General features: G+C 41.5%; 18 protein-coding genes. 3 read left to right on the top strand and 15 right to left on the bottom strand.

The features are described from left to right. Positions 1 to 9: 9 nt before the first annotated feature. From I7804_RS01925 to tig, 5 genes are all read right to left on the bottom strand, one after another. Positions 10 to 249, bottom strand: coding sequence for a HigA family addiction module antitoxin (locus I7804_RS01925; protein ID WP_248404671.1), 240 nt, complete (start codon positions 247 to 249; stop codon positions 10 to 12). Between the two features lie 163 nt (positions 250 to 412). Then, entirely contained in the window at positions 413 to 1,969 is a 1,557-nt protein-coding gene (guaA, locus tag I7804_RS01930) for a glutamine-hydrolyzing GMP synthase (protein WP_027204318.1), read from the bottom strand. A 165-nt stretch (positions 1,970 to 2,134) separates the two neighbouring features. After that, the gene (locus I7804_RS01935; protein WP_248404673.1) at positions 2,135 to 3,400 is read right to left on the bottom strand and encodes a C40 family peptidase; all 1,266 of its coding nucleotides are present in this window, start codon (positions 3,398 to 3,400) and stop codon (positions 2,135 to 2,137) included. A 373-nt stretch (positions 3,401 to 3,773) separates the two neighbouring features. Beyond that, positions 3,774 to 5,144: an asparagine--tRNA ligase gene (gene asnS, locus I7804_RS01940; RefSeq protein WP_248404674.1), complete on the bottom strand. Its 1,371-nt coding sequence runs from the start codon at positions 5,142 to 5,144 to the stop codon at positions 3,774 to 3,776. 65 nt (positions 5,145 to 5,209) lie between these two features. Further along, positions 5,210 to 6,514 carry a trigger factor gene (gene tig / locus I7804_RS01945; RefSeq protein WP_248404676.1) on the bottom strand — a complete coding sequence of 435 codons (1,305 nt, stop codon included), beginning with the start codon at positions 6,512 to 6,514 and terminating at the stop codon, positions 5,210 to 5,212. 287 nt (positions 6,515 to 6,801) lie between these two features. Here tig and I7804_RS01950 point away from each other — a divergent pair, with 287 nt between their 5' ends. After that, positions 6,802 to 7,353, top strand: a complete 552-nt coding sequence (locus tag I7804_RS01950; protein WP_022755343.1) for a hypothetical protein — start codon at positions 6,802 to 6,804, stop codon at positions 7,351 to 7,353. Between the two features lie 147 nt (positions 7,354 to 7,500). Here I7804_RS01950 and I7804_RS01955 read toward each other — a convergent pair whose 3' ends face one another. The 3 genes from I7804_RS01955 to I7804_RS01965 all read right to left on the bottom strand — a co-directional run bounded on the left by I7804_RS01955 (position 7,501) and on the right by I7804_RS01965 (position 11,501). Beyond that, positions 7,501 to 7,923, bottom strand: a complete 423-nt coding sequence (locus I7804_RS01955; RefSeq protein ID WP_248404677.1) for a DUF1934 domain-containing protein — start codon at positions 7,921 to 7,923, stop codon at positions 7,501 to 7,503. Between the two features lie 224 nt (positions 7,924 to 8,147). After that, a complete protein-coding gene (locus tag I7804_RS01960) occupies positions 8,148 to 10,235 on the bottom strand; it encodes a DUF2264 domain-containing protein (RefSeq protein WP_248404679.1) in 2,088 nt (695 codons plus the stop codon). Positions 10,236 to 10,349: 114 nt separating this feature from the next. Next, the gene (locus tag I7804_RS01965) at positions 10,350 to 11,501 is read right to left on the bottom strand and encodes a glycoside hydrolase family 88 protein (protein WP_248404680.1); all 1,152 of its coding nucleotides are present in this window, start codon (positions 11,499 to 11,501) and stop codon (positions 10,350 to 10,352) included. A gap of 158 nt (positions 11,502 to 11,659) precedes the next feature. Here I7804_RS01965 and I7804_RS01970 point away from each other — a divergent pair, with 158 nt between their 5' ends. Further along, positions 11,660 to 12,445 carry a helix-turn-helix domain-containing protein gene (locus I7804_RS01970; RefSeq protein WP_248404681.1) on the top strand — a complete coding sequence of 262 codons (786 nt, stop codon included), beginning with the start codon at positions 11,660 to 11,662 and terminating at the stop codon, positions 12,443 to 12,445. Positions 12,446 to 12,586: 141 nt separating this feature from the next. Here the strand turns inward: I7804_RS01970 and I7804_RS01975 are convergent, their stop codons facing one another. The 5 genes from I7804_RS01975 to I7804_RS01995 form a co-directional block, all read right to left on the bottom strand. Beyond that, on the bottom strand, positions 12,587 to 14,170 hold the full coding sequence (locus I7804_RS01975) for an LCP family protein (protein WP_248404682.1): 1,584 nt from the start codon (positions 14,168 to 14,170) through the stop codon (positions 12,587 to 12,589). Between the two features lie 186 nt (positions 14,171 to 14,356). Further along, entirely contained in the window at positions 14,357 to 15,826 is a 1,470-nt protein-coding gene (locus I7804_RS01980; protein WP_022755338.1) for an alpha-L-fucosidase, read from the bottom strand. A 112-nt stretch (positions 15,827 to 15,938) separates the two neighbouring features. After that, positions 15,939 to 17,924 (bottom strand): glycoside hydrolase family 31 protein, encoded by a 1,986-nt coding sequence (locus tag I7804_RS01985; RefSeq protein WP_248404683.1) that lies wholly within the window; start codon positions 17,922 to 17,924, stop codon positions 15,939 to 15,941. A gap of 102 nt (positions 17,925 to 18,026) precedes the next feature. After that, positions 18,027 to 20,192, bottom strand: coding sequence for a beta-glucosidase (locus I7804_RS01990; protein WP_248404685.1), 2,166 nt, complete (start codon positions 20,190 to 20,192; stop codon positions 18,027 to 18,029). A 97-nt stretch (positions 20,193 to 20,289) separates the two neighbouring features. Then, on the bottom strand, positions 20,290 to 20,793 hold the full coding sequence (locus I7804_RS01995; protein ID WP_074755887.1) for a GreA/GreB family elongation factor: 504 nt from the start codon (positions 20,791 to 20,793) through the stop codon (positions 20,290 to 20,292). Positions 20,794 to 21,324: 531 nt separating this feature from the next. Between I7804_RS01995 and I7804_RS02000 the strand changes: the two genes are divergently transcribed. Then, positions 21,325 to 22,635 carry an SLC13 family permease gene (locus I7804_RS02000; protein ID WP_248404687.1) on the top strand — a complete coding sequence of 437 codons (1,311 nt, stop codon included), beginning with the start codon at positions 21,325 to 21,327 and terminating at the stop codon, positions 22,633 to 22,635. 144 nt (positions 22,636 to 22,779) lie between these two features. On the opposite strand, the gene fba is transcribed toward I7804_RS02000, so the two are convergent. Both fba and surE read right to left on the bottom strand, forming a co-directional pair. Next, positions 22,780 to 23,718 (bottom strand): class II fructose-1,6-bisphosphate aldolase, encoded by a 939-nt coding sequence (gene fba, locus I7804_RS02005; RefSeq protein WP_022755333.1) that lies wholly within the window; start codon positions 23,716 to 23,718, stop codon positions 22,780 to 22,782. Between the two features lie 566 nt (positions 23,719 to 24,284). Beyond that, entirely contained in the window at positions 24,285 to 25,022 is a 738-nt protein-coding gene (gene surE, locus I7804_RS02010) for a 5'/3'-nucleotidase SurE (protein ID WP_248404689.1), read from the bottom strand. Positions 25,023 to 25,124: the final 102 nt, after the last annotated feature.

A 25,124-nucleotide genomic window follows, 5' to 3' on the forward strand; every position in this document is an offset into this window, starting at 1 on the left:
TGCAACCGATTATCCTTGCATCAAATTATATGGTCTGATATCAGACATATTTACAATCTTACCGGATACCTTAAGCATATCCAAGTCGTACTGATTCTGAATATTCAGCCAAAACTGTGGGGTAGTTCCAAAATACATTGCAAATCTCATTGCAGTATCTGCTGTAATTCCTCTCTCGCCACTTAAGATATCACTAATTCTTGACTGAGGAATATGAATCTCTTTGGCAAGTCTATATGCAATGTGCATTTTTTGCACATTGCTCTCTTTATCCAATTCACATTCTTTGAAAACATTGTTCACATGACGCGTTATAACTGTTCTATAGTAAAAAGAGCCGGGAGCAAATGCTCTCAGCTCTTGATATTACTGGATTTCCATACACTTGTAAATCACTTGGAATACTCACCCGTTACTCCAGCTCAATAGTTCCCGGCGGCTTAGAAGTAAGATCATACATTACTCTGTTAACGCCCTTAACTTCGTTGATGATACGAGTCATGCATATCTGAAGTACATTCCACGGGATCTCAGCAGCTTCTGCTGTCATGAAGTCAGATGTTATAACTCCGCGAAGAGCGATAGCATAATCATATGTACGCTCATCTCCCATTACACCTACGCTACGCATGTTGGTAAGTGCTGCGAAGAACTGACCCTTACCCATGTCTATGCCTGCCTTTTCAAGCTCTGAGCGATAGATATAGTCAGCATCCTGGACGATTCTAACCTTCTCAGGAGTAACTTCTCCGATGATTCTGATTCCAAGTCCGGGACCTGGGAATGGCTGACGGAATACGAGTTTTTCAGGTATTCCAAGTTCAAGGCCGACCTGTCTTACTTCATCCTTGAAGAGCATTCTAAGAGGCTCAACGATCTCTTTGAAATCTACATGATCAGGAAGTCCGCCTACATTGTGGTGTGACTTGATAGTAGCACCCTTGCCGATTCCGGACTCTACTACGTCAGGATATATAGTTCCCTGAGCCAGAAAATCAACTGCTCCTATCTTCTTAGCTTCCTTCTCGAATACATTTATGAATTCTGCACCGATTATCTTACGCTTGGTCTCAGGATCTGTCTGGCCTGCAAGCTTCTCATAGAAATAATCCTGTGCATTGACTCTGATAAAGTTAAGTTCATAAGGGCCTTCCGGACCAAAGACAGCCTCAACCTCATCGCCTTCGTCCTTACGAAGAAGACCATGATCTACAAATACGCATGTAAGCTGCTTGCCGATAGCTTTGGATAGAAGAACTGCACATACAGAAGAATCAACTCCGCCTGAAAGTGCACACAGAACCTTACCATCGCCAATCTTCTCTCTAAGCTCTTTAACTGTTGTCTCAACAAATGAAGACATCTTCCAGTCGCCAGAGCATCCGCATACATTACGAACGAAGCTGCTGATCATCTTGGTTCCCTGAGGAGTATGAAGTACTTCAGGATGGAACTGTACTGCGTAAAGCTTCTTATCAGCATTCTCCATAGCTGCAACTGGGCAGTTTCTGGTGTGACCTGTGATCATAAATCCTTCCGGAGCCTTAGCAATATAATCTGTATGGCTCATCCAGCAGCTTGTGTTGCCATCACCATCTGTCTCAACATCCTGGAAAAGAAGGCTGTCAAGTGCTTCCAAAGTAACTTCTGTATGACCATATTCTGAAACAGGAGCAGTCTTAACAACGCCTCCCATTCTGTAAGCCATAAGCTGTGAACCATAACAGATTCCAAGGATCGGTATTCCTGCTTCAAAGAGTTCACGGGAGTAAGTCGGTGAATCTTCTTTGTACACACTTGCGGGACCGCCTGTAAGAATTATTCCCTTGGGATTTTTTGCTTTGATTTCATCAAGAGGCATAGTATACGGGTGAATCTCGCAATATACATTGCATTCCCTGACACGCCTTGCGATCAGCTGTTTGTACTGACCACCGAAATCAAGAACGATAATAAGTTCCTGTGCCATAAACTCTCCTTATAAATAATATCTTTTTAATAAACCACTATTACTCTACATAAATTGCCGAAATTACGCAAGTAAAAAAAACAGGCTAAAAATCGAGATTTATCATGCAATTTTGAACAATTATTCAAAATATCTCATCTCTTCACGATATATTTGTAAAGATAGTCATACAAACCTTCTTACTGAGGTGATCGTGCGGTATGTTGCATATCCATACTTAATTCCTGTCTTTTCAGAGCTTGCATGTACTATCCTTCCATTACCAAGGTATATAGCGCAGTGACCTGCGTATACTATAACATCGCCCGGTCTAGCATCTTCATAGGCAACTCCCGTTCCGGCAGAGTTAAGTGCATACGAAGTCCTTGGCACAGTGATTCCAAATGCCTTGTAAACAGAATAAACAAATCCCGAACAGTCGCACCCATCAGTAAGACTCGTACCGCCAAATACATATGGATTGCCTACAAACTGACAGGCATAGGCTGCTATATTATCACCTGTAGCTTCTCCCGCAGGCGAATAAGTCTTGCCTGAAGAAGATGACGGCGTAGATGATGATGACGAAGAAGTCGAATCCGATCCGGAAGAAGCATTGGCCGACTCCTGGGCTGCTTTCTTGGCAGCTTCCTCTGCCGCCTTTCTGGCAGCCTCTTCCTCAGCTTCCTTGGCCTTGATCTCACTATCAAGTGATGCGATCTGTGCTGTCTGAGCCTTGAGCTGTTCTTTATAAGTGGCAGCTTGGGCACGGGCATTGGCAAGCTGAGTCTCATAATCGGCATATGCCAGCTTATATTCATTCAGCGTCTTCTGAAGAAGTTCCTGCTCCTGGGCAAGCTCTTCCTTGGTTGTCTCCAATTCTCCCTTTTCATCCTCAAGCTTAACTTTGTAGGTAGCCTTCTCAAGCTGCACCTCTACATAAGCTTCAAGCTGCTGCCTGTCATATTCATAGAGCTGTTCTACATACTCAGCCTTGGTGGTAAAATCCGAAAAGCTCGTTGCACTCATGAGTATCTCAACATATGTAGTCTCACCCTTTTCATACATATATTTGATACGTGCGCACATCTCTTGATAGAGCTTTTCTTCCTGTGCCTTGGCTTCATCATAAGCTGCCTGAGTTACTTCTATCTCGGCTTCCTTATCAGCTATTTCGTCTTCAATCAGGGAGATATCTGCTATAAGCCCAACAAGCTGGTCATTGGTATCATCGATCTGTTCACCAAGTTCAGTCTGCTCATCAGCTATCTCCTGCGCTGCGTCACTGGCGCTGTCATATGCATCCTGAGTCTGCGACTGCTGGTTTTGTAGCTCTTCTTTTTGTTTTTTCAAATCAGAACTGGTGGCTGCCCATACAGGTACTGCCACCAGTTGAATTGTCGTAAGTATAGCTATAGTTAATACGGAAAAAATCCTTTTGCCTTTTTTCATGGTCTCTCCCACATCAAAGTCTGAATGCTTTTAGTTCAATTTCAACCTCATATCGCGAATGAAACGAGTGACTACTGTTTCAACTTAATGGAGTTCGCGACATCAAGGCGGGTTTGAAAATGAAACATTTTCAAACTTCAAGCTTTGGTGCCTGTCTATGTTTTAGATTATTCCGTTCGATATAAAAATCCCCCGGTAAATGTAGTCCTATTAGAGTAATTTTATCACAATACTGTATCCTTCGCCATCCATGGCATATATGTAACATCTTTATGATCTGTATTGTCCATCATCATTTCTCGCCATTTCAAGATGTACATTAAAAAGAGGTGAATTTTGATCTTCACCTCTTTGCTAAAATTTATCTCTTATATCAATAGTTAAGGTTACCAGGTGTTCTTGGGAAAGGTATTACGTCTCTGATGTTCTCAACGCCTGTTAAGTACATGATAAGACGCTCAAATCCCATTCCGTATCCTGAGTGGTAGCATCCGCCGAACTTTCTAAGGTTTACATACCATTCTACCTGGCTTCTGTCTACGCCATGGATCTTGATAAGTTCTTCGAGCTTGTCCATGTCTACTTCTCTCTCAGAACCGCCCATAAGCTCGCCTGATCCGGGAACTTCAAGGTCAACAGCAGCAACTGTCTTGCCGTCATCGTTGAGCTTCATGTACCAAGCTTTGATATCCTTGGGCCAGTTGTAGATGAATACCGGAGCTCCAAAATGCTCTGTTATCCACTTCTCATGCTCCTTGGCAATATCAGACTCATAGTCAGGAGTGAACTCCCACTTCTCACCTGATCCAAGAAGAAGGTCTATTGCTTCGTGGTGTGTGATCCTTACGAAGTTAGAATTTGCAACCTTCTCAAGCTTCTCTTTAAGTCCCTTGGATACGAACTGGTTGAGGAATTCAATCTCTGCAGCACCCTTTTCAAGAGTATACTTGATGACATACTTGAGCATATCCTCTTCTGCATCCATAAGTCCTTCAAGATGAGTAAATGCCATCTCAGGTTCGATCATCCAGAACTCGTTGGCATGAGTCTTGGTGTTGGAATCCTCTGTTCTGAAAGTAGGTCCAAATGTGTAGATCTTCTTGAATGCCATAGCATATGTCTCGCCATGAAGCTGACCTGAACCTGTGATATAAGCCTCTTTTCCAAAAAGGTCCTGAGTGTAATCTACGCTTCCATCCTCAGTCTTCGGAACATCAGCAAGGTCAAAAGTTGTAACCTTGAACATCTGATTAGAACCTTCACAGTCAGAGTTGGTCATGATAGGTGTATGAACATATGTATAGTTGTTGTTCTGGAAGTACTCATGAATACCAGCAGCTGCGATAGATCTGATCTTAAATACAGCCTGGAAAAGCTTAGTTCTGGGACGAAGATAAGCCTGGCTTCTTAAGAACTCAACTGTGTGTCTCTTAGGCTGAATAGGATAATCTGTAGGGCAGTCACCGATAAGATTGATGCTTTCAGGCTTAAGCTCATACTCCTGTTTTCCATTAGATTCTACAAGTATTCCCTTTACTTCAATAGCAGATCCGGGATGAATCTTAGTGATACTATCAAAATTTGCAAGTTCCTTGGTATATACTACCTGAAGAGTATTAACAGAAGTACCATCATAGAAATCTATAAATCCAAACTCTTTCTGGTCACGATTATTTCTAACCCAGCCCTCAAGTTCTACTGTATCTCCGATCTTTTTGGTCTTAAAAACATCAATTAAATCCATACTGCTCCTTTCCTCCCGATCATGCGAGAGTATTGTGTATATATTTTTATTAATTATTTTAGTATTTATTCTGCTATTGATGCTGCCTCTGAAGCATCATCTGCCTCTTCTTCAAGTTCGGAAGCTTCAACTTCTACAAGTGTAGAATTCTCTGCAAGGAAATCCTGTGCCTTCTCAGCGATAAGCTGTTCAGCTGCAAGCTCCCTGACATCTCTTCCGTAAGTAGAATTATAGAACTCTGCAAAAGAGTCTACGTCTTCATATCCGGACTGAGTTGCAATATCTAAAAGCTCTGCTTCTATGTCTTCATCTGTAACTGTAAGACCTTCAGCATCTGCGATAGCTCTTTCGAGGAATATATATTTGAGCTGCTCTACAGCCTGCTCCTCTTTGTAGGATGCAACCTCTTCTGCAGCTATTCCATAGTTCTGGCTGATATAGTCATCAACAGATGAATATGATACGCCATAATAGTAGCTGTACATCTGCATGTAATACTCAAGAGTATCTTCATAGTCAGAAATGAATCTGTCTACAAGTACCTGAGGGAACTCCTCTGCAAATGTAGCATTTTCATATGCAAGATCAAGAGCGGATGATCTTGCTGTCTCCTTGTTTTCTTCCTGAGCCTGAGTGGTAAGGTCTTCTTTGATATATTCAAGAAGGCTATCCTTGTCTGTAACGCCTTCAATACCAAGAGCTGCTACCTCTTCGTCAGAATAAGCTGGTGCAGAGATCTTGTTAATTGTAACAGTAAAGATAACATCTACTCCTGCAAGCTCAGCTGCGCTGTAATCTTCAGGGAATGTAAGATTTATATCAACAGTTGTACCAACTTCTGCTCCGATAAGACTATCCTCAAAACCGGGAATAAAGCTTCCTGAACCTATAACAAGGTCATAGCCTTCTGCAGAATCATCAGTACCACCATCAAATGCTTCAAGTGTATCAGCATACTTGCCTACGTAGTTGATATTGGCTGTATCTCCCATTCTTACATCTGTACGATCTGTAACTTCTACCGGTGTAAATGATGATGCATAGGATGAAAGAAGAGTAGACTGAACATCTTCGTCAGTAATTTCCACTATCGGAACCTTGACTTCAAATCCCTTATAATCACCAAGAGTTACATAATCACTTGCTGTGTAGTATGAAAGATATCCATCCTCGGTAAGAGGCTCTGCAGAAGCTCCTGCAGATGATCCGTCAACAGCCCCCTGGAGAGACTGAGCATCAATTCCCTCTGCAAGTGAAGCAGACGATGATGCACTGTTTGCATTAGTGCTGGCATCTTCAGCTTTATTACATCCTGCGAGCAACACCCCACTTAAAACTGTTGCCATAACAATTGTCAGTTTCTTTTTCATAATAAAAATCCCTTCTTTTGTGCCTGTTGGCAATATATATCCGGCGTAATGCCGAAATTAGATTCAGAAAACCCATGATAATGAATCTTTTATTCAAGTCAACTTTTACCATATTACCATACCTTGGCGCCCATGTGAACTGCAAGTCAAAAAAGTAAGAACCCTTTTAAATAATTAATAGATAAAAATTTAGTAAATATGTAGGGAAACGTTGCCTTTTTTTTTTAAAAATGTTAATATGTACTACGCACCAACTATTTTTTGTTAATTATCTGGGAGGTTAAGTTTTGAACGTACTTAAAGAAAACTTGAAGGTTGTCATTGTAGACGCCGTTGTCCTTGCATTTGTAATCTTGCTCTTCGTATTCCATCAGCCGGTTTTGGCAATAATAACTCTTGTTCTTGCTATCGCCGGAACTGTTTTATACATTGTCGGATCCAAGAGACTTGCTCAGCAGGAAGAGTCTAAGGCACAGCTTGAAGCTGCCAAGCAGACAGTTTCAATGTTCATCATCAGCAAGAAGAAAATGAGAATGAGCGAAGCAGGACTTCCTGCAGCTGCACTTGAATCTGTATCCAAGCTCGCTCGTCGTCAGAAACTTCCAATCCTCAAAGTCAAGGTTGGTCCTCAGATCATGAACCTTATCTGCGAGCCTGAAATCTTTGATTCTGTTCCTGAGAAGAAAGAAGTTAAAGCTACAGTAGCAGGTCTTTATGTAACTTCTGTTAAGGGTCTTCACGGCAACAAGGGTGTTAAGAAACCTGAAGAAAAGAAGGGATTCTGGAAGAGAACACTTGAGAAAGCTCAGGAAAAGGCTGGAGCTAAGCAGATTAAATGATGCTCTTTGCATTATAATTATTTGATTTCTTTGTTTAATATTACAACCTGATAAGATTTTATCAGGTTGTTTTTTTGCGCTTTTTATTAAACTTTTTATTCTTAACTAAAACTTGGATGCGCCGGCATCTCCAAAGTGGGAAGTTTTTCATGCCCTGATATCTATTTTGATATCAGAATTCGAAGTCACCTGACCGTCCATCTCAAGCATGTACCTAACATGAGCATGCAGATGATTTTCATCACCATCCACTTCAAGTATATCAGTCTTAACCTTCATATCCATAGCGCCGTATGGAGTATTATAAGTTGATACGTGATCTACGCCCTTTTCAAAGACCATGACTGATGCAAAGCTTCCTTTCCTGACCATCTTGATCTTAGAAGATGATATGCGAAAAGAGGTTGTGACCATCTCTCCTGATTCGTCCCTGGATTCGTCACCTTTTATAACATTTATTCCATCATCAGTTATGTCCCAGGTACAGGTACCATTGGACTCAATCTTCTCGGGAGTCTTCTCTCCTCTGTCATGTATTCCTATAACACTAATATTTGCTTTTCTCTCCATATGATTCCTCATCTTTTTGATCATGTCATGGATCAAAGACATAGCTCTTACCATGCATCCGTTATCTTACTTAAGATGATACTCCATCAAATAGCAAATAGGCAAATACTTGGGACTGACTGTTCCCACAGGAAGGTTTGTGGGTTTTCGCATACGTCGCGCCATCAATTTGGTTTTGAAAGAGAAACACTTTCAAACTTAAAACCTCATGACTATAAACACTATCACAGCGAAAGATCAGCTTCTATTCCTTCAAATACCACTGCGTGCTGCTTTCCGTCTTTCATGGTTATAGTAACAGGTCCAAAAGCGCCGCTATTCCAGGGATCCGTGTACTCTATATTGCGTATTGGGAACAGCTCATCATCTGTAAAATCTTCATGACTATGTCTTGTGATAGTCTGAGATACAAGGGCATATGGCTTTGAGGCATCATAGAGCCTAGGTCCTGATCCAGCCTTAGCATATACTACGATAGACTTACACGAATCAGGATTGGTACCTTCTGATCTTACGATATCAATATCCTCCCAGCCGGAATATATTGTCATGGCAAGCTGGCATGGACTTCCCATATGGTCAGTTCCTTTAAGGATTATGGCCTTGGCTTCGCCCTCATTTTTACGGATAATCTGCGTATCATTATCCGGGAAGCCATAAGAACCTAGTGTTATAGTAACAGGCCTTTTGTAAAGTACAAGCTTATCGGCACGCACAAGTCCCTCACTTACGCCAAAATCTGCGAAGTCCATACTCTGAACCCAGTGTCTTTCATTCTCAATCTTGTAGTCAAAAAAGCCGCGTCTGTATAGTACGCCATCTCTATATCCTGCTGCAAATACAGCATTTGGATATAACCTATCACCATTATGATCATCTGTTATGACATACATCTGGGATTCTACAGCTGATCCATCCTGGTAGGAAGGCGTTGCTTCCCAAGGGAACTTACTGTTATAAGAGAGCTTGTTATAATTCCACATCCCATGCATGTCACCTGCTGTCTTGAAGACCTTGGCACTTCTAAGTATCGTCTCTCCATTATCCTTGTGGTTGGAAAAACACAGTGAAGGTCCTTTGAGAACTGTCTCCTTGACTTCATGATCACCAAGCTTGTCAAAAGAGTTCTCAGATTCCCTGCTAGTCCAGAAAGGATGATCTTTAGGAAGGTGCAGACATAGAAAAGCCTTACCAAGCCAAAAAGGTGACTCAGCACAGGAATATCCCTGAACAAGAGGCGTGAACTGGCCATAAAAGCCCAAAGTAGGCACTCCGTTCCATAGAAAATCATCTCTTGTAAGAAACTGTAACAAAGATCCTGAACATATGCGCCTTGAAAGCCCCGGATCAGCCTTAGAATTTCTAAGGAACATATTGGCATCAAATGCACTTGTTGCAGCATTTCTATATATACAGCTCCTGCCCCACATATTGGTGTATCCGTCATTGTCGAACATGTCTGCATAAGTCTTCATAAGAGCATTGGAAGCATCTTCTATTCTAGCCGCAACATAAGACAGCCTCTCATATCCGTACCAATTACACCAGATAGGCCCATATACATTGAACGCCCAGCATGAATAATAATCAAAGCACTGACCATCCCTATACCAGCCATCTCCTACATAGTAATTAATAATCGCCTGAGCATGATCTCCCATTATCTTTTCATCAATCTTATACCCATACTTATACAAAAAGGCCATATCCAGCATGTTAAAAAGGCGCCAGTTCTGCGGAACTGTAGGATTGTAAGCATAGCTTTTCAGAAAATCGGCGATATCATCTTTTTCCTGATCAGAATATGTATCCCAGATCTCAGATGCACACGCATCAAGGCCTATCACAAGGGCGCAGGTCTCGACAGTCTGCTGAAAAGGCTTTATAGGATCACTTGCAAATGCACCTGTATGAAGCTCTTCATAAGTCCCGACATATGAAGGGTCTTCCTTGTCACAGCAGCTCTTATAGATCTGATGCTTATAATAATCCGCAAGTTTTATGCCATTAATTGTGATATCAGGCTCATTATGGATCATCACGGATGCTATAAAAAAAGATCTTGTAAGTCCTTCAAATATCTCCGCTTTCTGCTCTGCTACAAGTCCCTCACCTGTGCTATATTTGTGGGGATACGTAACATCAGTCTCCTTGCGAGGGACAACTACAGGCCTTTCTATAGAATCAATATGCCTAAAAATCCCTTCAAGCATATATCTGCCGGCATCAAGCCAGCTCTCGCGCGTAAGTCCTGTATAAGGACTTAATTCAAAATCTGTATATTTAGGTTTCCAAGTATTGTTTATGCTCATCATATCTCTCCGAATATCTGCAGACGCAGACTATATATGATCTATATACTACTTGCCACTGTAAAGGCTTTGGGGATACTGGTCTGTCCAAGTGGGAAGTTATAGTTATATCTTTTACCAAATGTATGTCTCTTCGCCCGTGATTCTGAATATAGCTTCGATCAGATAGTAATCGCCATATATTATCGGGAACTCGTGTTCCTTGTCATGATATGCAGCTGTGCAGGATCTAAGTATATTGTCTGTCTCCGGATCAAAGTCGCTGTCGTTGTCTGTCAGATAGCGAAGAATCCTGAGGGCAGCCTCCTCATACCTGTCCGCAACAGATTCTGCGCCGTCAATTATATCTTTGCCTTCATTTCGAAGAGTCCTTGCCAGAAGGAGCAGTCCGCTTGCGCCGATAGAAGCTGCGCAGGAATCTGTATAGTCAGGCTCTGCTGGCTGTCTGAAATCAACCGGTATCCTGCCATTTTGAGGAGTATTCTTGACAAAAAAGTCTGCGCATCTAACAGCGGTCTCAAGATATCTCGTCTGCCCTGTGTGAAGAAAACTCATAGTAAAGCCATATAAAGCCCAGCTCTGCCCTCTTGTCCATACTGAACCCTTGCCATAGCCCTGGCCTCCCGGCTCATCGAGAAAGTCACCTGTCTCAGGATCGAATATGACTATGTGCCTTGCGGATCCATCTTCTCTTACAAAATGCTTTATTGCTGTATCAGCATGTATCATGGCGATCTTCTTAAATCTAGGATCACCTGTAAGCTCTGATGCAATATATAAAAGAGGCAGATTCATAAGACAGTCTATGATCGCCCAGCCTGCATTGTCACCCTTATCATCATTCCATGCCCTTATAAATCCTGCCGGATTGAAACGTCCTGCAAGATTGGCTGCAGCTAACAGTAACCTGTTACGTGACTCTTTATTATCTGTAAGCAGCATAGAAGCGTGGGATGTTGTAAGCCATTTAAAACCGCTGTCGTGATCCATTCCGTTATAATTCATAAGGTTGCCGTCAAGCTTATCTTCAAGCTCCATAGCTCTTTTCTTATAAATATCCTCTTTGGTGGCACCGTATAGCTGCCACATCATACCTCCCCAGAACCCATTGGTCCACCAGCACAGATTCTTAGAAGTCCAGTCATCAAAAACTCCGTCAACTGCTGTGTACGGAATCTTGTTCAAGGTCCTGCCTGCAACCTTTAGTTCCTTTTCTTTAATCTTTAAAGAAATCTCCTTAGCATATTCCAATGCCTTACTATCCATTTCATGCCCCACCCTTCTTTTTAGTTAGATTATCTTACTTATTATTTACAGTTCTCAAAATAGCTCATATACAATTCTATCTATTTGACTGGATTTTTATAATATCAGATAATACTAACTGACTAACATTTTCTGCTTTTTGCATGGTAAGGTGAGATATGTACGAAGTTTTCTATGGGGGAAGTAATAAGGTGCATCCGGAAGGATTTATGATGTCTAGGCCCAAGGGGGCGGGGCATTATGTGATCCTGCTTATAAGATCCGGCGGTGAATACAATATTGATGGCAGTATTCAGACAGTTCCTCCTGCAAGTGCGGTCATACTGGATCCTAAGGTCCCTTACTCTTATTCCAACCCTAAGGGGCAGTATATAGATGACTGGCTGCATTTTGGCTTTGAGGGGGATAATATTATTTCAAACAGGAAGCTCCCTCTTAATACTTTTTTCTCATTAAGTGATATAGAAGATCCGGCAACTCTCCTTAGGCAGATACTGTTCGAACTGTCCTATACCAAGGATGAGGAAGTTCAGAAAGATAACATAAATTGTCTTATGAACGTCCTTATAAATCATCTGCTAAGTGCCTACAAGATGCAGGGGGATGAGAGATATCAAAATCCATACTATCCTCATTTTCAGGCCATACGCCTTTCTATGCTGTCGGGGCGTCTATATGATATCAGCATGCAGAAGGTAGCTGATTCCATGTCTATGAGTGTATCCTATTTCCAGCACCTGTACAAAGAATTCTTCGGAATATCTTATCAAAAGGATGTTATACAGATGCGCATAGAGTACGCTAAGAGGCTTGTTAAAAGTACTGATAATAAGCTTGAACATATAGCCAGCCTGTGCGGTTACACAAATGAGATACATTTCTACAGACAGTTCAAAAAAATAACTGGAATGACTCCCGGGCAGTATAGACAGCTTAATAATTAACTCAGACTTCCCGTTTGGACGAACCAACATTCCCAAAAGATCACACAAAAAGACTTCTAAGCAAAAAGACTCCCAAAACCTTACTCATCAGTTACTAAGTGAGATTTTTGGAAGTCTTTATATTTTATATGTATATAAGAATTAATTTGTTGTTGCCGGCGCAGCAGTCGTTGCATTTGGATCAGGTGTTGTAGTAGAAGGATCTACTGCAGGCGCTGCGGCATTTGGATCTACTGTTGTTGCTGATGGATCCGCAGGAGTAGCTGTAGCCGGGTCGGTCACAGCAGGAGTTGTAGTCTGCGCGTTAGGATCCGGAGTAGTATTCTGACCACTTCCTGATCCTCCCGGATATACAACATTGCCTGTAGCAGGATCTGCCATTGCACCTGTAGGCTGTCCTGTAGCGGGATCTATAACAGCTCCTGTATACGGATCATACCAGACTGTGGCTCCTGTATTAGGATCAGTCATAGACATAAGTCCTGCATACGGATCTGTTGTAGTCGTAGTATCTTCCTGAGTAGTTGTACTTGGGGTAGTTGTAGTACCAGACGTTGTAGTAGTCGTAGTTGTAGAACTGCTCCTATAACCTGATACAACATTGCCATCTTCATCAAGAGTATATCCTGAATCGCTTTGAATCTTCTCACTATACTCAAGTACCTTGGATGATGGGCTATAATTCTCTTCTCCGAAGAGATATTCATGGAGCCATATAACATTTGCTTCAAGGGTTACGGGTATTACGCAGCTTCCCTTTCTGCCGACTGTAGCACCTGTTCTCATATCAGAAGTAGGTATACCTGTTGTATCTACTATGCTGTAACTTGTGATATTAGAGACATATCCGAGTATCTCCGATGTAGAAAGAGATGTATATATCTCATCTGTTACCGCATCGATTATAGAATTAAGTTCAGAAAGTGAAGCCTTGCTGGCTGCTTCAAATACTTTCTCAAGAACTTCTCTCTGCCTCTCAGTTCTCTTAAAGTCATCACCTGACGTATATCTGATCCTACAATATGCTGTAGCCTGAAGACCGTTAAGGTGCTGATATCCCGCCTGCGTTACAGCTATATATTCTTTGCCCTGCTGACGAGCCATTATCTTCTGATAATCATTAAGGTGCTTAACTTCAGCATCTGTAAGCTCTATATCTATACCGCCAAGAGCATCTATAACATCTACAAGGCCTTCAAATCCAACTGTGATGAAATCAGTGATATTAAGATCCAGATTCATATTGAGCATATTGATGGCCTGTGTAGGGCCACCCTGTGCGTAGGCACTGTTGGCCTTGTTATATGAATCATTGCCAAGATTAAGATAAGTATCTCTGAAAACAGATACAAGCTTAACTTCCTTGGTTGTATTATTGATAGATGCAATGAGAATAGTATCACTTCTTGTATTATTCTCAAGATCTCCTGTTCTGGTATCAACACCAAAAAGAGCAATGTTGGTATAACCCTTCATCTGTCCGCTTTCTGCGTTGGCCTTAACTTCCTCGCTTATGTTCTCCTGAAGCTCATCCACGGATATTGCAACTCTCTGCACCCTGTCAAGCTTATTAACAACATATAGAACAGCGCATTCCAATAAGATAAGGATTATCTCTACGATGATGATGGCAGTACGGATTTTTCTGGATCTGCTGGCTTTTGAAGCCTTCTTATGAGCATCCGCTTTATTATCAGTTTCTGTTATTTCTTCTTTTGTATCCACAATGTGACCTCGGTTCAATGATAAGGTTGCCTAACAGGCACCTCCGCAAAAGCGGTCATGCCTATTTCATTTTGTGATGCAAGTATTAAAAATCTGTTTTGATGCTTACATCATTTTATATTCAAGAATGTATGATAATATATTAAAACGCCTAGGTCAAATTACCGAGGATTTTTTCACACTTTTTTAAGAAAAAGAAATACGAAATACTATCGGATAATCTGACGTAATTTCAGAATATATGTGGAGGCCGTCGTTTTTGTGTTCAAATCTGCAATCACCCAAAAGAGCCTCAACATTGCTGATAACTCCCGTATAATGGAACTGCTCATGCTCAGGATTTCTTGCAAAACTTCTAACAAGATATTCTCCATCTTTGGAAGTCTTCATGGCTATGACATACATATGATCACCCTTGACTGTAAATCTGAAATCCTGTGATGTATACTCCTTGGAACTTTCTGTGAAGTATCCGTCTTCAATCTTGGTAGGTCCTTCTGAAGATCTCTCGTATGGCTTTGTACCATATATAGCTTCTCCATTGACCTTAAGCCAGCTTCCTATCTCTTTGAGCACCTTGGTCTCCTCTTCACAGATAGTTCCGTCGCCTTTAGGACCTACATTTAAAAGGAGCCTTCCGTTCTTGGACACAACATCAATAAGATTCTCAATAATCTGCCTTGAGCTCTTATAATGGTTGTCTTCTATATAGCCCCAGGACTTATCTCCAATGGATGTATCTGTCTGCCATATGTAGGGTTTAGCCTCTGCGAACTGTCCCCTCTCAACATCAGGAACACCGCATCCAAAAGGAAGGCAACCGTATTTGTAGTTTACAACTCCTGTAAGACCGAGGCTTTCCATATGATTATAATAATAAGCCATCATCTTCCTGACATATGGCCTTGCAGCGCTGTGGTGTATCCACCAGTCAAAATAAAGCACTCTAGGAGCAAAGCGGTCTATGATCTCCACAGTTCTTGCAAGCCAGTCCTCAAGGAACTCTTTAGATGGAACAGGCTCTGAGAAAGGATCCATCTGATCTTCACATTCCTTCATTGACGGCCAGTAGATATGACCTCTTTCTTCCATGCCGGTCATATCTGAATCAAACTCTCTTGCATGGGACAAAAACCACCAGTGCTCTATCCTGTGTGATGATACTCCTGCTATCATCCCGTGCTCCCTTATAGAGTCTTCCATCTCGCCGACTACATCGCGCATAGGTCCCATCTTAGCTGCATTCCAGTCAGATATCTTACTTTTGTACATCTGAAATCCGTCGTGATGTTCGCCTACAGGAACTACATACTCAGCTCCGGCTTCTTTAAAAAGGTCATTCCATTCATCAGCACTGAACTTCTCTGCCTTAAAAAGCGGAATGAAGTCTTTGTATCCAAACTCTTTGTGAGGACCATGTGTCTTGACATGATGCTCAAATTCTCTTGTTCCCTGAATATACATCCCGCGTGGATACCATTCATTGGCATAGGCAGTCTGTGAGCATACACTAAAATGAATGAATATTCCGAATTTTGCATCAGCATACCACTTGGGTACAGGATATGTAGAAATAGATTCCCAGGTATCTTTATAAGGCCCTTTTGCAATCTGATCATCTATACGGGCCATTTCTTTTTGAAGATCGAATTCCATATCTTAACCTCAATATATTTTTATAATCTCTGAGTCATATAACCCGATAAAGCGATTTGCAAAATACAAATCGCTTTATCTGATCATCTTGATATATTTGCCATAAAAATCATTATACTCTCTTAAATACAGGGATACTGTCTATAGGAGCCGGCGCCTTAACTGTGCCCCCGCCTTCATATACCTTGCCATCACGGATGTCTTCCCACTTTCCTTCAGGAAGGTATACTTCTCTTTGGGTTACACCTGCTTCAAGGACAGGTGCTACAAGGTACTTACTACCGAACATGTACTGATCATCAAGTTCCCAGCACTTCGCATCTTCAGGGAATTCAAGGAACATAGCACGCATGATAGGAAGGCCTGTTTTGTGAGCCTCTTTGTTGAGCTCGTCAATATATGGAACAAGACTTTCGCGAAGCTCTAAGTTCTTTTTCATAACATTAAAGACTTCATCGCCGCATGCCCACATCTCAGTAGGTGCTCCTGTGTGGAGGTATCCGCCACCCCAGTCCTTGGTGGTGTCAAGTGCCGGGATGTTCATAGGTTCTCTATCTCCGTGGAGACGAAGGATAGGTGTGAATATTGCAAACTCAAACCATCTCTGAGCCAGCTCTTTAAAATAATCTGTAGTCATATCACCATTCATGAAGCCGGCAACGTCTGTATTCCACCATGGGATACCTGCAATACCCATATTAAGGCCTTGACCAACTGCTGACTGCAGAGCTTCCCAGGTTGACTGGATATCACCGTTCCACAAAAGTGTGCCGTACTTCTGTGATCCAACCCAGCCGCATCTGATAAGCGAGAAGATCTTGTCATTGCCATCAGCTTTCTGACCATCGTAGAAAGCCTTAGCATAAAGCTTAGGATAGATGTTGCTGCAGGAAAGAGCAGTTCCCATACGGTAACGATAATTGTCAAAGTCATATACGCCAAAGTCAGGCTCAGCATTATCAAGCCAGAACATATCTATACCATAATCATAGTAGTTCTTCTTGCAGATATCCCAGATATACTGACGAGCCTCCGGGTTGGTGCAGTCAATCTCAACACAGTCTCCCTGATAATCATAAGTCTGGTTAGATCCGTGCTCTGTACGGATAAGATATCCCTTGTCCCACATCTCATAGAAGTGTATAGACTTCTTATCGACAGATGGCCATACTGATACGATGACCTTGGTTCCGCCTGCATGGAGCTCATCTATCATAGCCTTTGGATAAGGCCAGTATTCAGGATCGAACTGCCAGTCACCCTGTCTTGTCCAATGGAAGAAGTCTATTACGATCACGTCAAGCTTGATGCCGAGCTCTTTGTACTTTCTGGCAACAGACAGAACTTCTTCCTGAGTCCTGTAACGAAGCCTTGACTGCCATAAGCCAAATACATCATTTCTGATAACAGGAGCTCTTCCTGTAACCTCTGTATATCTTTCTATAATCTCTACCGGAGTATCCTCAGCTACTATCCAGTAGTCAAGTTCCTTGGTTGCATATGCTTCAAATTCTGTATAGTTCTTACCAAAAGAAGCTTTACCAACAGCCGGGTTATTCCATAAGAATCCAAAGCCCTTACTTGAAAGAGCAAAAGGAATAGATGTCTGTGAATTGCGCTGCGCAAGCTCAAGTACGCATCCCTTAAGATCCATGTACTTTTGCTGATAGCAGCCCATACCAAAGATTTTCTCATCATCATTGGGCTCAAAGCGCATAGTAAGCTTGTAATCTCCGCCCACTATAGGCTTAAAGTTCCTAGCAATGAGTTTAAGACATATGCTCTCCTTAGTTACAGAGGCATCATAGCTTCTGTAATATTCCTTGAGAATCTTCTGTCCGTTTTTGAAAAAAGTGATAACGCCTGAATTATTGATATGAGCAGATATATTGCCATTTTCAATCGTAGCATGGTCATCAAAAGTCTCGATCTTGGCACTTCCATGATCTATATCTTCTTCAAGTCCCCAGTTATTACCTGTAAATTCAGGATACATTGTAGAACGAACGCGGAGAGCATTATTGCCCCAAGGCTCGATTCTGAGAGTCTCTCCCTCTCTTTTTCCAATTAGGATATTTCCATCCTGTGCAAAAAACATACATTCCTCCTTGTGCTGTGATCTTATGAGATCATAACTATTATTTTCAAATAATCATTACACTCCAAAGGCTCATAAAAGCCTTATAACGAACCTATAGCATTAAATTGTAAGTCTTATATCACGTGAAGATGAACCTATCGCATACTTAACAGACTTGTTAAAGCTCTTGGAAAGCTCTGTCTCTGTGTCAAGTTCTATCGCTATATCCACACTTCTTTCTTCGCCCGCGCGAAGGTATACCTTTTCAAAACCTGCAAGTTCCTGGAATACTTCTGCGCCTTCCCTTCTTGCATAAACCTGCACGGTTTCAAAGCCTGATACTTTTCCTATATTTTTGATACTAACAGTAATAACCTTATTACCCTTATCATCAAGCGACAGCTTAGGATCTGAATATTCAAAGCTCGTATAAGACAGACCATATCCAAACGGGAATAAAGGCTCTACATTATCAGTATCATTAAAGCGGTATCCAACCTTGAAGCCTTCTGTATAATGCGCTGTTTCAGGCTCAGGGAATCTTGCCAGAACGTGACTTCCATAATCACTAAGGTCATGTCCTATAGTCTCTGCAAGCTTGCCGGAAGGATTGACATTACCAAGGATCACATCTGCAAGGGCATTGCCTCCCTCAATTCCGTTGTAATAGGTCCATATAAGAGTCCCAACCTTATCGGCCCAGGGAGTCATATTAAGAGGACTTCCTGCTACCATAACTACAACAAGATCAGGACGTATCTTAAGAAGCTCTTCTATGAGCTCATTCTGCTCATAAGGAATATCCATGTTTATCCTGTCTATTCCTTCAGAATCAAAATCGTGATTGATTCCACCTATGAATATAACCTGCTCATAAGACGGATCCTTGGCCATCGACAGGGCTTCCTCACGGAGCTTAGCACGAAGCTTTGACAGTTTTTTGTCTACTTTAATAACAGACTGAGTCTTACCACCACCATTTTCAAGGGAAGCTTCCTGCCAGTTAGCTTCTGCTGCCTTCCTTATAGCATCGAGCCTCTGCCAGTTGGTTCCGCCATCTTCGAAGGCTGACGGCTCATCTGCTCTGAACCTTGAAGTATAGCCCTCTGCATAATCGATCTTGCAATTACCGCCTATATGGCTTCTAAGTCCCATAAGAGGAGTTATCTCATATAGAGTCTTGATCTCTGCTGATCCTCCGGCATTAGAATGGATCCTGTCACCATTTTCACCAATTACAAGGATTTTTCTAAGCTTATCTCTCTTAAGAGGAAGTGTCTTATTATCATTTTTAAGAAGGATCACACCTTCTCTTGCAACATCAAGTGCTATCTGCCTGTGCATCGGAGTGTTGTAACTTCCGCACTTTCTTACAAATCCTTCCATCATATTAAGGCGATACATAAGAAGAAGGAGATGGTAGACTTTTTTGTCAATATATGACTCATCTATCTTACCTTTTTGAACCATCTTCTTAAGAGGCTTTGCCATAACATAATCATCGAAGTTGTCTCTTACAGACATCTCAAGATCAAGGTCTGACACGGCTGCTTTATCAGTATTGTGGACACCGCCCCAGTCTGATATTACCGCTCCGTCCCATTTCCACTCATCTCTAAGTACCTTGGTAAGTAGGAATGGATTCTCATTGCAATAATCGCCTCTGAACTTGTTATAGGCGCCCATTACGCTGTAGGCTCCGCCATCTTTTAACACCTTATGAAAAGCTCTTAGATATATGCGCCTAAGCACCTCTTCATCAACATCTACGTCCACTTCAAGACGCTGCGTCTCCTGATTGTTAAGTGCAAAATGCTTGACACAGGCTGCAACGTCCCACTCCTGAAGCCCCTTAACAAACTCTGATGCAAGCTCACCTGTTATATAAGGATCTTCACTAAAATATTCAAAATTCCTTCCGCAAAGGGGAGTCCTCTTGATATTGATACCTGGAGCAAGGCTTATATCCTTACCTCTTCCTCTGTTCTCTTCACCAAGGACGCTTCCCATATCCCTTGCAAGGCTTCTGTTCCAGGTAGACGCAAGAGCTGAATTGCATGGAAGGTAAGTAACTTCGTCACTTGCATGCTGGGCAGGCATCCACTTATCAGGCTCAAAATCTGCCCTTACACCCATAGGTCCATCCGACATTGTAAGCGGTGGAATATTAAGGTGATCCACGCTCCCGTTTTGAAAAAGATGTGCACCGTGGATCATTGCAATCTTGTCATCAAGAGTCATCTTGCTGATGACTTTTTCTATTTCCTCTTTAAAATCTTCTTTCATTAAAACCCTCATACCAATTATTATTTTTGTGCATCACAAAAAGCCCCAAGAATTCTTCCCTTTGATCAAGTCCTCTAAACCTTGATCCTGTAACGGGTTAGAAATCCCTGAGCTTATCATCATCTGTAAGCTCGGTATTCTCAATTTTTCTGATTATCACGTCATAGTTATAATCCTTGCTTATAACTATATTGACGCGGTCTCCTACCTTATGTCCCATCAGGGCTTTACCAAGCGGAGATTCCACGCTTATGGTTCCTTTAAGGGAGTCCGCTCTTATGGTAGTGACGATCTTATACACTTCCTCGACATCATCTTCCTCGACATAGACAGTTACAGTCTTGTTCATGCCTACCTGATCATCACTTGAGTCATCATCAATGATCTTGGCTGTCTTGATCATCCTTTCAAGAAAGCGTATGCGGCTCTCGTTCTGGTTCTTGGCCCTCTTGGCTGCATAGTACTCAAAGTTCTCGGACAGATCGCCCTGAGCCCTTGCCTCTTTGACATCCTCAAGAAGCTCTTTCCTTATATTGATCTTGCGGTTGTCAATCTCAGCCTGCATATCTTCTATGTCTTTTTTAGTCAGTTCGTTGTGCATATAAAAAACCTCACTTATAATTCCTGCTTATTCAATTTTATGATAAGAAAAAAACCATTTCAACAGGATAAAAAATACTTTAATAACTGAAAAACTAAAGAAATTTTAAACCACAGATCTTATGAGAAAATATCTGATATTGCTTGGATCATCATCTACAAACAGCCTGATATAGGGGATGTCATGGAATGCTGATTTTCTTGACGTTTTTGCAATAAATCTTTATTATATAGGGAGTAAAAGGGAGTAGCTGATCTATATATTGGCAAGGTATATAGATTTCCGGTATTCGTCAGCACAATGGCCGGCAAAGGTCATTCGGAACCGGATATAACGCAGCAGATTTTTGTCATTTATTTTATGGCAAGAGACGACAAATATTATTCTGCTGATATCCACAAAAGCAAGACTTTTACCATGTAACTTTAGTAGATGACACTTCTATAATTGTCATTTGCTTACCGCTATATGCGGTCAACCACATGGCAAGGTCTTTTTTTATTTTGCCAAAATTCATTCAAAGGAGACAAAATGTTAACATCCAAAACCATCGCGATAGCACTTTTTGTACTTATGTATGTACTCATGGTGCTATTACCAAAGAAAAGAGCTGTTGTTGCTCTCTCAACTGCAGCAATCTATGTAATCCTTACACTTATAGGAGTAGGCGGTGATCCTATCCTTCCAATCACGCAGGTACCCAGTGCTATCGACTGGAACATACTTATGATGCTGGTAGGAACTATGGTTATCGTAGACTATTTCATCGAATCCAAGATGCCCAATGTTATTGCTGAGTGGCTTCTAAGACTTGCCCCTAATGTAATGTGGGTTACAATTCTCATGTCACTTTTCTCAGGTATCATCTCAGCTTTCATCGACAATGTAGCTACAGTACTTATGGTAGCACCTGTAGGACTTGCTATCTGTAAGAAGCTGAACATATCTCCTGTATCCATGATCATCTGTATCGCAGTATCCTCAAACCTTCAGGGCGCTGCAACACTTGTTGGTGATACTACATCTATCATGCTTGCAGGCGCTGCCGGCATGAACTTCAATGACTTCTTCGTATTCCACGGAAAAGCCGGTATCTTCTTTGCAGTTGAGCTTGGTGCTCTTCTTACTGTTCCGATCATGATGTTCCTCTTCCGCAAGGACAAAGAATCTGTTACATCAACAGAGCACACAGTTGTAACTGACTATGTTCCGACTATTACAATGCTGGGACACGTGGTACTGCTTATCATCGCATCCTTCATTCCGGAAGGGATGAAGCCGGAGACAACCAATGGTATCATCTGCCTTGTATGCGGCGTCCTCACTGTAGTATGGGAGATTGCCAAGCAGAAGAGCACAGATGGAATGTGGCACTCACTTAAGGCTATGGACTGGGATACAATGCTCCTTCTTACAGGTCTGTTCTGCGTCATAGCAGGTATCACCAATGTTGGTGTCATAGATGATCTTGCAACTATGATCTCCAAGGCAGGTAGCAGCAACGTATTCATTTTGTATTCAATTGTAGTATGGGGTTCTGTAGCTATATCTGCTTTTATAGACAACATACCTTACGTTGCAACAATGCTCCCTATTCTGGGTTCTGTCGCAGCAACACTTAATGTAGATGCTAACTTCCTGTATTTCGGTCTTCTCATAGGAGCTACTCTTGGTGGTAACATTACTCCTATCGGAGCATCTGCCAATATCGCAGGTGTTGGTATGCTTAGAAAAGAAGGTTATGAAGTTAAGTTCAGAGACTTCTTCAAGATTGGTATTCCGTTTACACTTACAGCTGTTATTACAGGTTATCTCTTCATTTGGTTTGTATGGAAGCCATGATGTAAATAATTATTTATTAATAAAATGGATATCAGCTTATTGTTGGCTGATATCCATTTTTGATATGGTTATTTTTTGAGTTTGTTCAAACTTAATTCAAATATGAATTAATATTATTGATTATATGCTGTCCAAATACCATTATCAGATGGTATTCTCAGATCCAAGTACATTCTTGATCTTATGAGCTACGATATCCTTGACATACTTACGGCCATCGCCAATATACTGACGAGGATCGAAGTGATCAGGGTTTGCTACGAAGTGCTCTCTGATACCTGCTGTCATGCCAAGACGAAGGTCTGAGTCGATGTTGATCTTGCAGACAGCGCCTCTTGCAGCTTCACGGAGCTGATCTTCCGGAACGCCGATGGCATCCTTTAATTTGCCGCCATGCTCGTTGATGATCTTAACATATTCCTGAGGTACAGAGCTTGATCCGTGCAGTACGATCGGGAATCCGGGAAGTCTTCTTGAAACCTCAGCAAGGATATCAAGACGAAGCTTAGGATTAGTGCCTGGCTTAAACTTATATGCACCATGGCTTGTTCCTATAGCGATTGCAAGTGAATCAACGCCTGTCTTGTTAACGAACTCTTCAACCTGATCAGGATCTGTGAACATAGCCTTATCAGCATCAACTGATACAGCATCTTCGATTCCTGCAAGAGTTCCAAGCTCAGCTTCTACTACTACACCGTGCTCGTGTGCGTACTCAGCAACCTTCCTTGACTCTTCTATATTTTCTTCGAAAGAGTGGCTTGAATAGTCGATCATAACTGATGTAAATCCATTGTCGATACAGTCTTTACATGTTGCAAAGTCTGCACCGTGGTCTAAGTGAAGTACCATAGGAACTTCAGGATGAATCTCATTGGCAGCCTCTACCAGCTTTACAAGATATACGGAGTTAGCATATTTTCTAGCTCCCTGTGAAGCCTGTAAGATTACAGGGCTCTTAAGTTCAGCTGCAGCGTCAGTGATCGCCTGAACGATCTCCATGTTGTTGATGTTGAAAGCTCCGATAGCATATCCGCCTGTATAAGCTTTCTTGAACATTTCTGTTGATGTAACAAGTGCCATAGTAATACCACCTTTCTTAAATTATAGTCCTTGGATTTGTGTAGGAAAAAAAGAACTCCTTCCCCAATTAGTTATATCTAACAATTGAATTAATTATAGCACCATTAAAAAAGTTACATATCAAAAATATGCAACTTTTTACTAATAATAGTTATATATTCAGAAAGATTAATTATAAAACTGAAACTTTGCACTTGCCAAACATACGCCACCATTTGAGGCAACGCCGATGCGGATGGTTATAATGCATTTTCATATCTTGAAGGTGTTATAATTCAGGGCATGATATCTGGATTTTTTTTATATTCTAGGGTCTGAAACTCGCTTCGCTCAAACATGCAGACCCTAAGAAGAATATAAAAATCCATCTCTCATGCTCCTGAATTTTATAACACCTTCAAAAGATATGAAAATGCATTATAAACTATCCGCATCGGCGTTGCCTCAAATGGTGGCGTATGTTTGGCAAGTGCAAAGTTTGAGTTATAAAATATGTGACATTAATTGTGTATGACATTTCTTTCGATAAGTATACATTCTTGAATTTTATATTCAAGAAGTCATACTTATCGAATAACTGTATTTCTTATGGTTCCTATTGAAATATAGCCATCGATAACAGCCTGCATATCACTGCCTTCCTGCGCCTTTTCAACCGGTATAGTTTTAAGAACAACTTCTTTCTGCGCTTCGTCACTGTCTTCCACAACATACTTATCGTCCCAGAATGCACTCTGGGCTGGGAATCTGTCAAAGAGTATACCTTTATAATCTTCTATCTTGCATGATGGGAAGTTTACGTTCCATGCAAGTCCTTTGTCCAGAGGTTTAGAGATAAGATCTCTTAGTATCTCCTCAATGTGAGCATGCATTACATCTGTATGACATTCATGCTCATCTGTAAAATAGTTCTGAGAAAAACATATAGCCGGAACTCCATAAAGAAGTGCTTCCATTGCAGCTCCAACTGTTGCTGAGTACTGTATATCATATCCGCAGTTTGCTCCCTTATTAACTCCGGACAGAACCAGATCAGGCTTTTCTCCATCCTTAAATAGTCCCAGATAGGAAGCTCTGACACAGTCTGCAGGTGTTCCTCCAAAAGCATAAGCAGATACACCAGGGACTGCAAAGTCGTGCTTCCTTATAGTCATCTTGTCGCGAAGGGTTATGTGATGCGACATAGCACTGCACTGATCTTCAGGTGCGATAACGATAACCTCTCCGAATTTCCTGGCAGTTTTTGCAAGGATCTCAATTCCTTCTGCATTTATTCCATCATCGTTTGTAACAAGTATCTTCATAGTATGATCCCAAACCCCGGACTTATCAGCGCATAGTTATATTTTATATTATTTCAAGCTTTCCACTTGGAAGATATAAACCATCAGCCGCTTTCTTTGCTC

Origin of the sequence: Butyrivibrio fibrisolvens (genome assembly GCF_023206215.1) — a bacterium.
Classification (GTDB): domain Bacteria; phylum Bacillota; class Clostridia; order Lachnospirales; family Lachnospiraceae; genus Butyrivibrio; species Butyrivibrio fibrisolvens_C.

Excerpts from the sequence above, each read along its gene's own strand:
- I7804_RS01925 (WP_248404671.1), bottom strand. The coding sequence starts at position 249 with ATGCACATTGCATATAGACTTGCCAAAGAGATTCATATTCCTCAGTCA.
- guaA (WP_027204318.1), bottom strand. The coding sequence starts at position 1,969 with ATGGCACAGGAACTTATTATCGTTCTTGATTTCGGTGGTCAGTACAAA.
- I7804_RS01935 (WP_248404673.1), bottom strand. The coding sequence starts at position 3,400 with ATGAAAAAAGGCAAAAGGATTTTTTCCGTATTAACTATAGCTATACTT.
- asnS (WP_248404674.1), bottom strand. The coding sequence starts at position 5,144 with ATGGATTTAATTGATGTTTTTAAGACCAAAAAGATCGGAGATACAGTA.
- tig (WP_248404676.1), bottom strand. The coding sequence starts at position 6,514 with ATGAAAAAGAAACTGACAATTGTTATGGCAACAGTTTTAAGTGGGGTG.
- I7804_RS01955 (WP_248404677.1), bottom strand. The coding sequence starts at position 7,923 with ATGGAGAGAAAAGCAAATATTAGTGTTATAGGAATACATGACAGAGGA.
- I7804_RS01960 (WP_248404679.1), bottom strand. The coding sequence starts at position 10,235 with ATGAGCATAAACAATACTTGGAAACCTAAATATACAGATTTTGAATTA.
- I7804_RS01965 (WP_248404680.1), bottom strand. The coding sequence starts at position 11,501 with ATGGATAGTAAGGCATTGGAATATGCTAAGGAGATTTCTTTAAAGATT.
- I7804_RS01970 (WP_248404681.1), top strand. The coding sequence starts at position 11,660 with ATGTACGAAGTTTTCTATGGGGGAAGTAATAAGGTGCATCCGGAAGGA.
- I7804_RS01980 (WP_022755338.1), bottom strand. The coding sequence starts at position 15,826 with ATGGAATTCGATCTTCAAAAAGAAATGGCCCGTATAGATGATCAGATT.
- I7804_RS01985 (WP_248404683.1), bottom strand. The coding sequence starts at position 17,924 with ATGTTTTTTGCACAGGATGGAAATATCCTAATTGGAAAAAGAGAGGGA.
- I7804_RS01990 (WP_248404685.1), bottom strand. The coding sequence starts at position 20,192 with ATGAAAGAAGATTTTAAAGAGGAAATAGAAAAAGTCATCAGCAAGATG.
- I7804_RS01995 (WP_074755887.1), bottom strand. The coding sequence starts at position 20,793 with ATGCACAACGAACTGACTAAAAAAGACATAGAAGATATGCAGGCTGAG.
- I7804_RS02000 (WP_248404687.1), top strand. The coding sequence starts at position 21,325 with ATGTTAACATCCAAAACCATCGCGATAGCACTTTTTGTACTTATGTAT.
- fba (WP_022755333.1), bottom strand. The coding sequence starts at position 23,718 with ATGGCACTTGTTACATCAACAGAAATGTTCAAGAAAGCTTATACAGGC.
- surE (WP_248404689.1), bottom strand. The coding sequence starts at position 25,022 with ATGAAGATACTTGTTACAAACGATGATGGAATAAATGCAGAAGGAATT.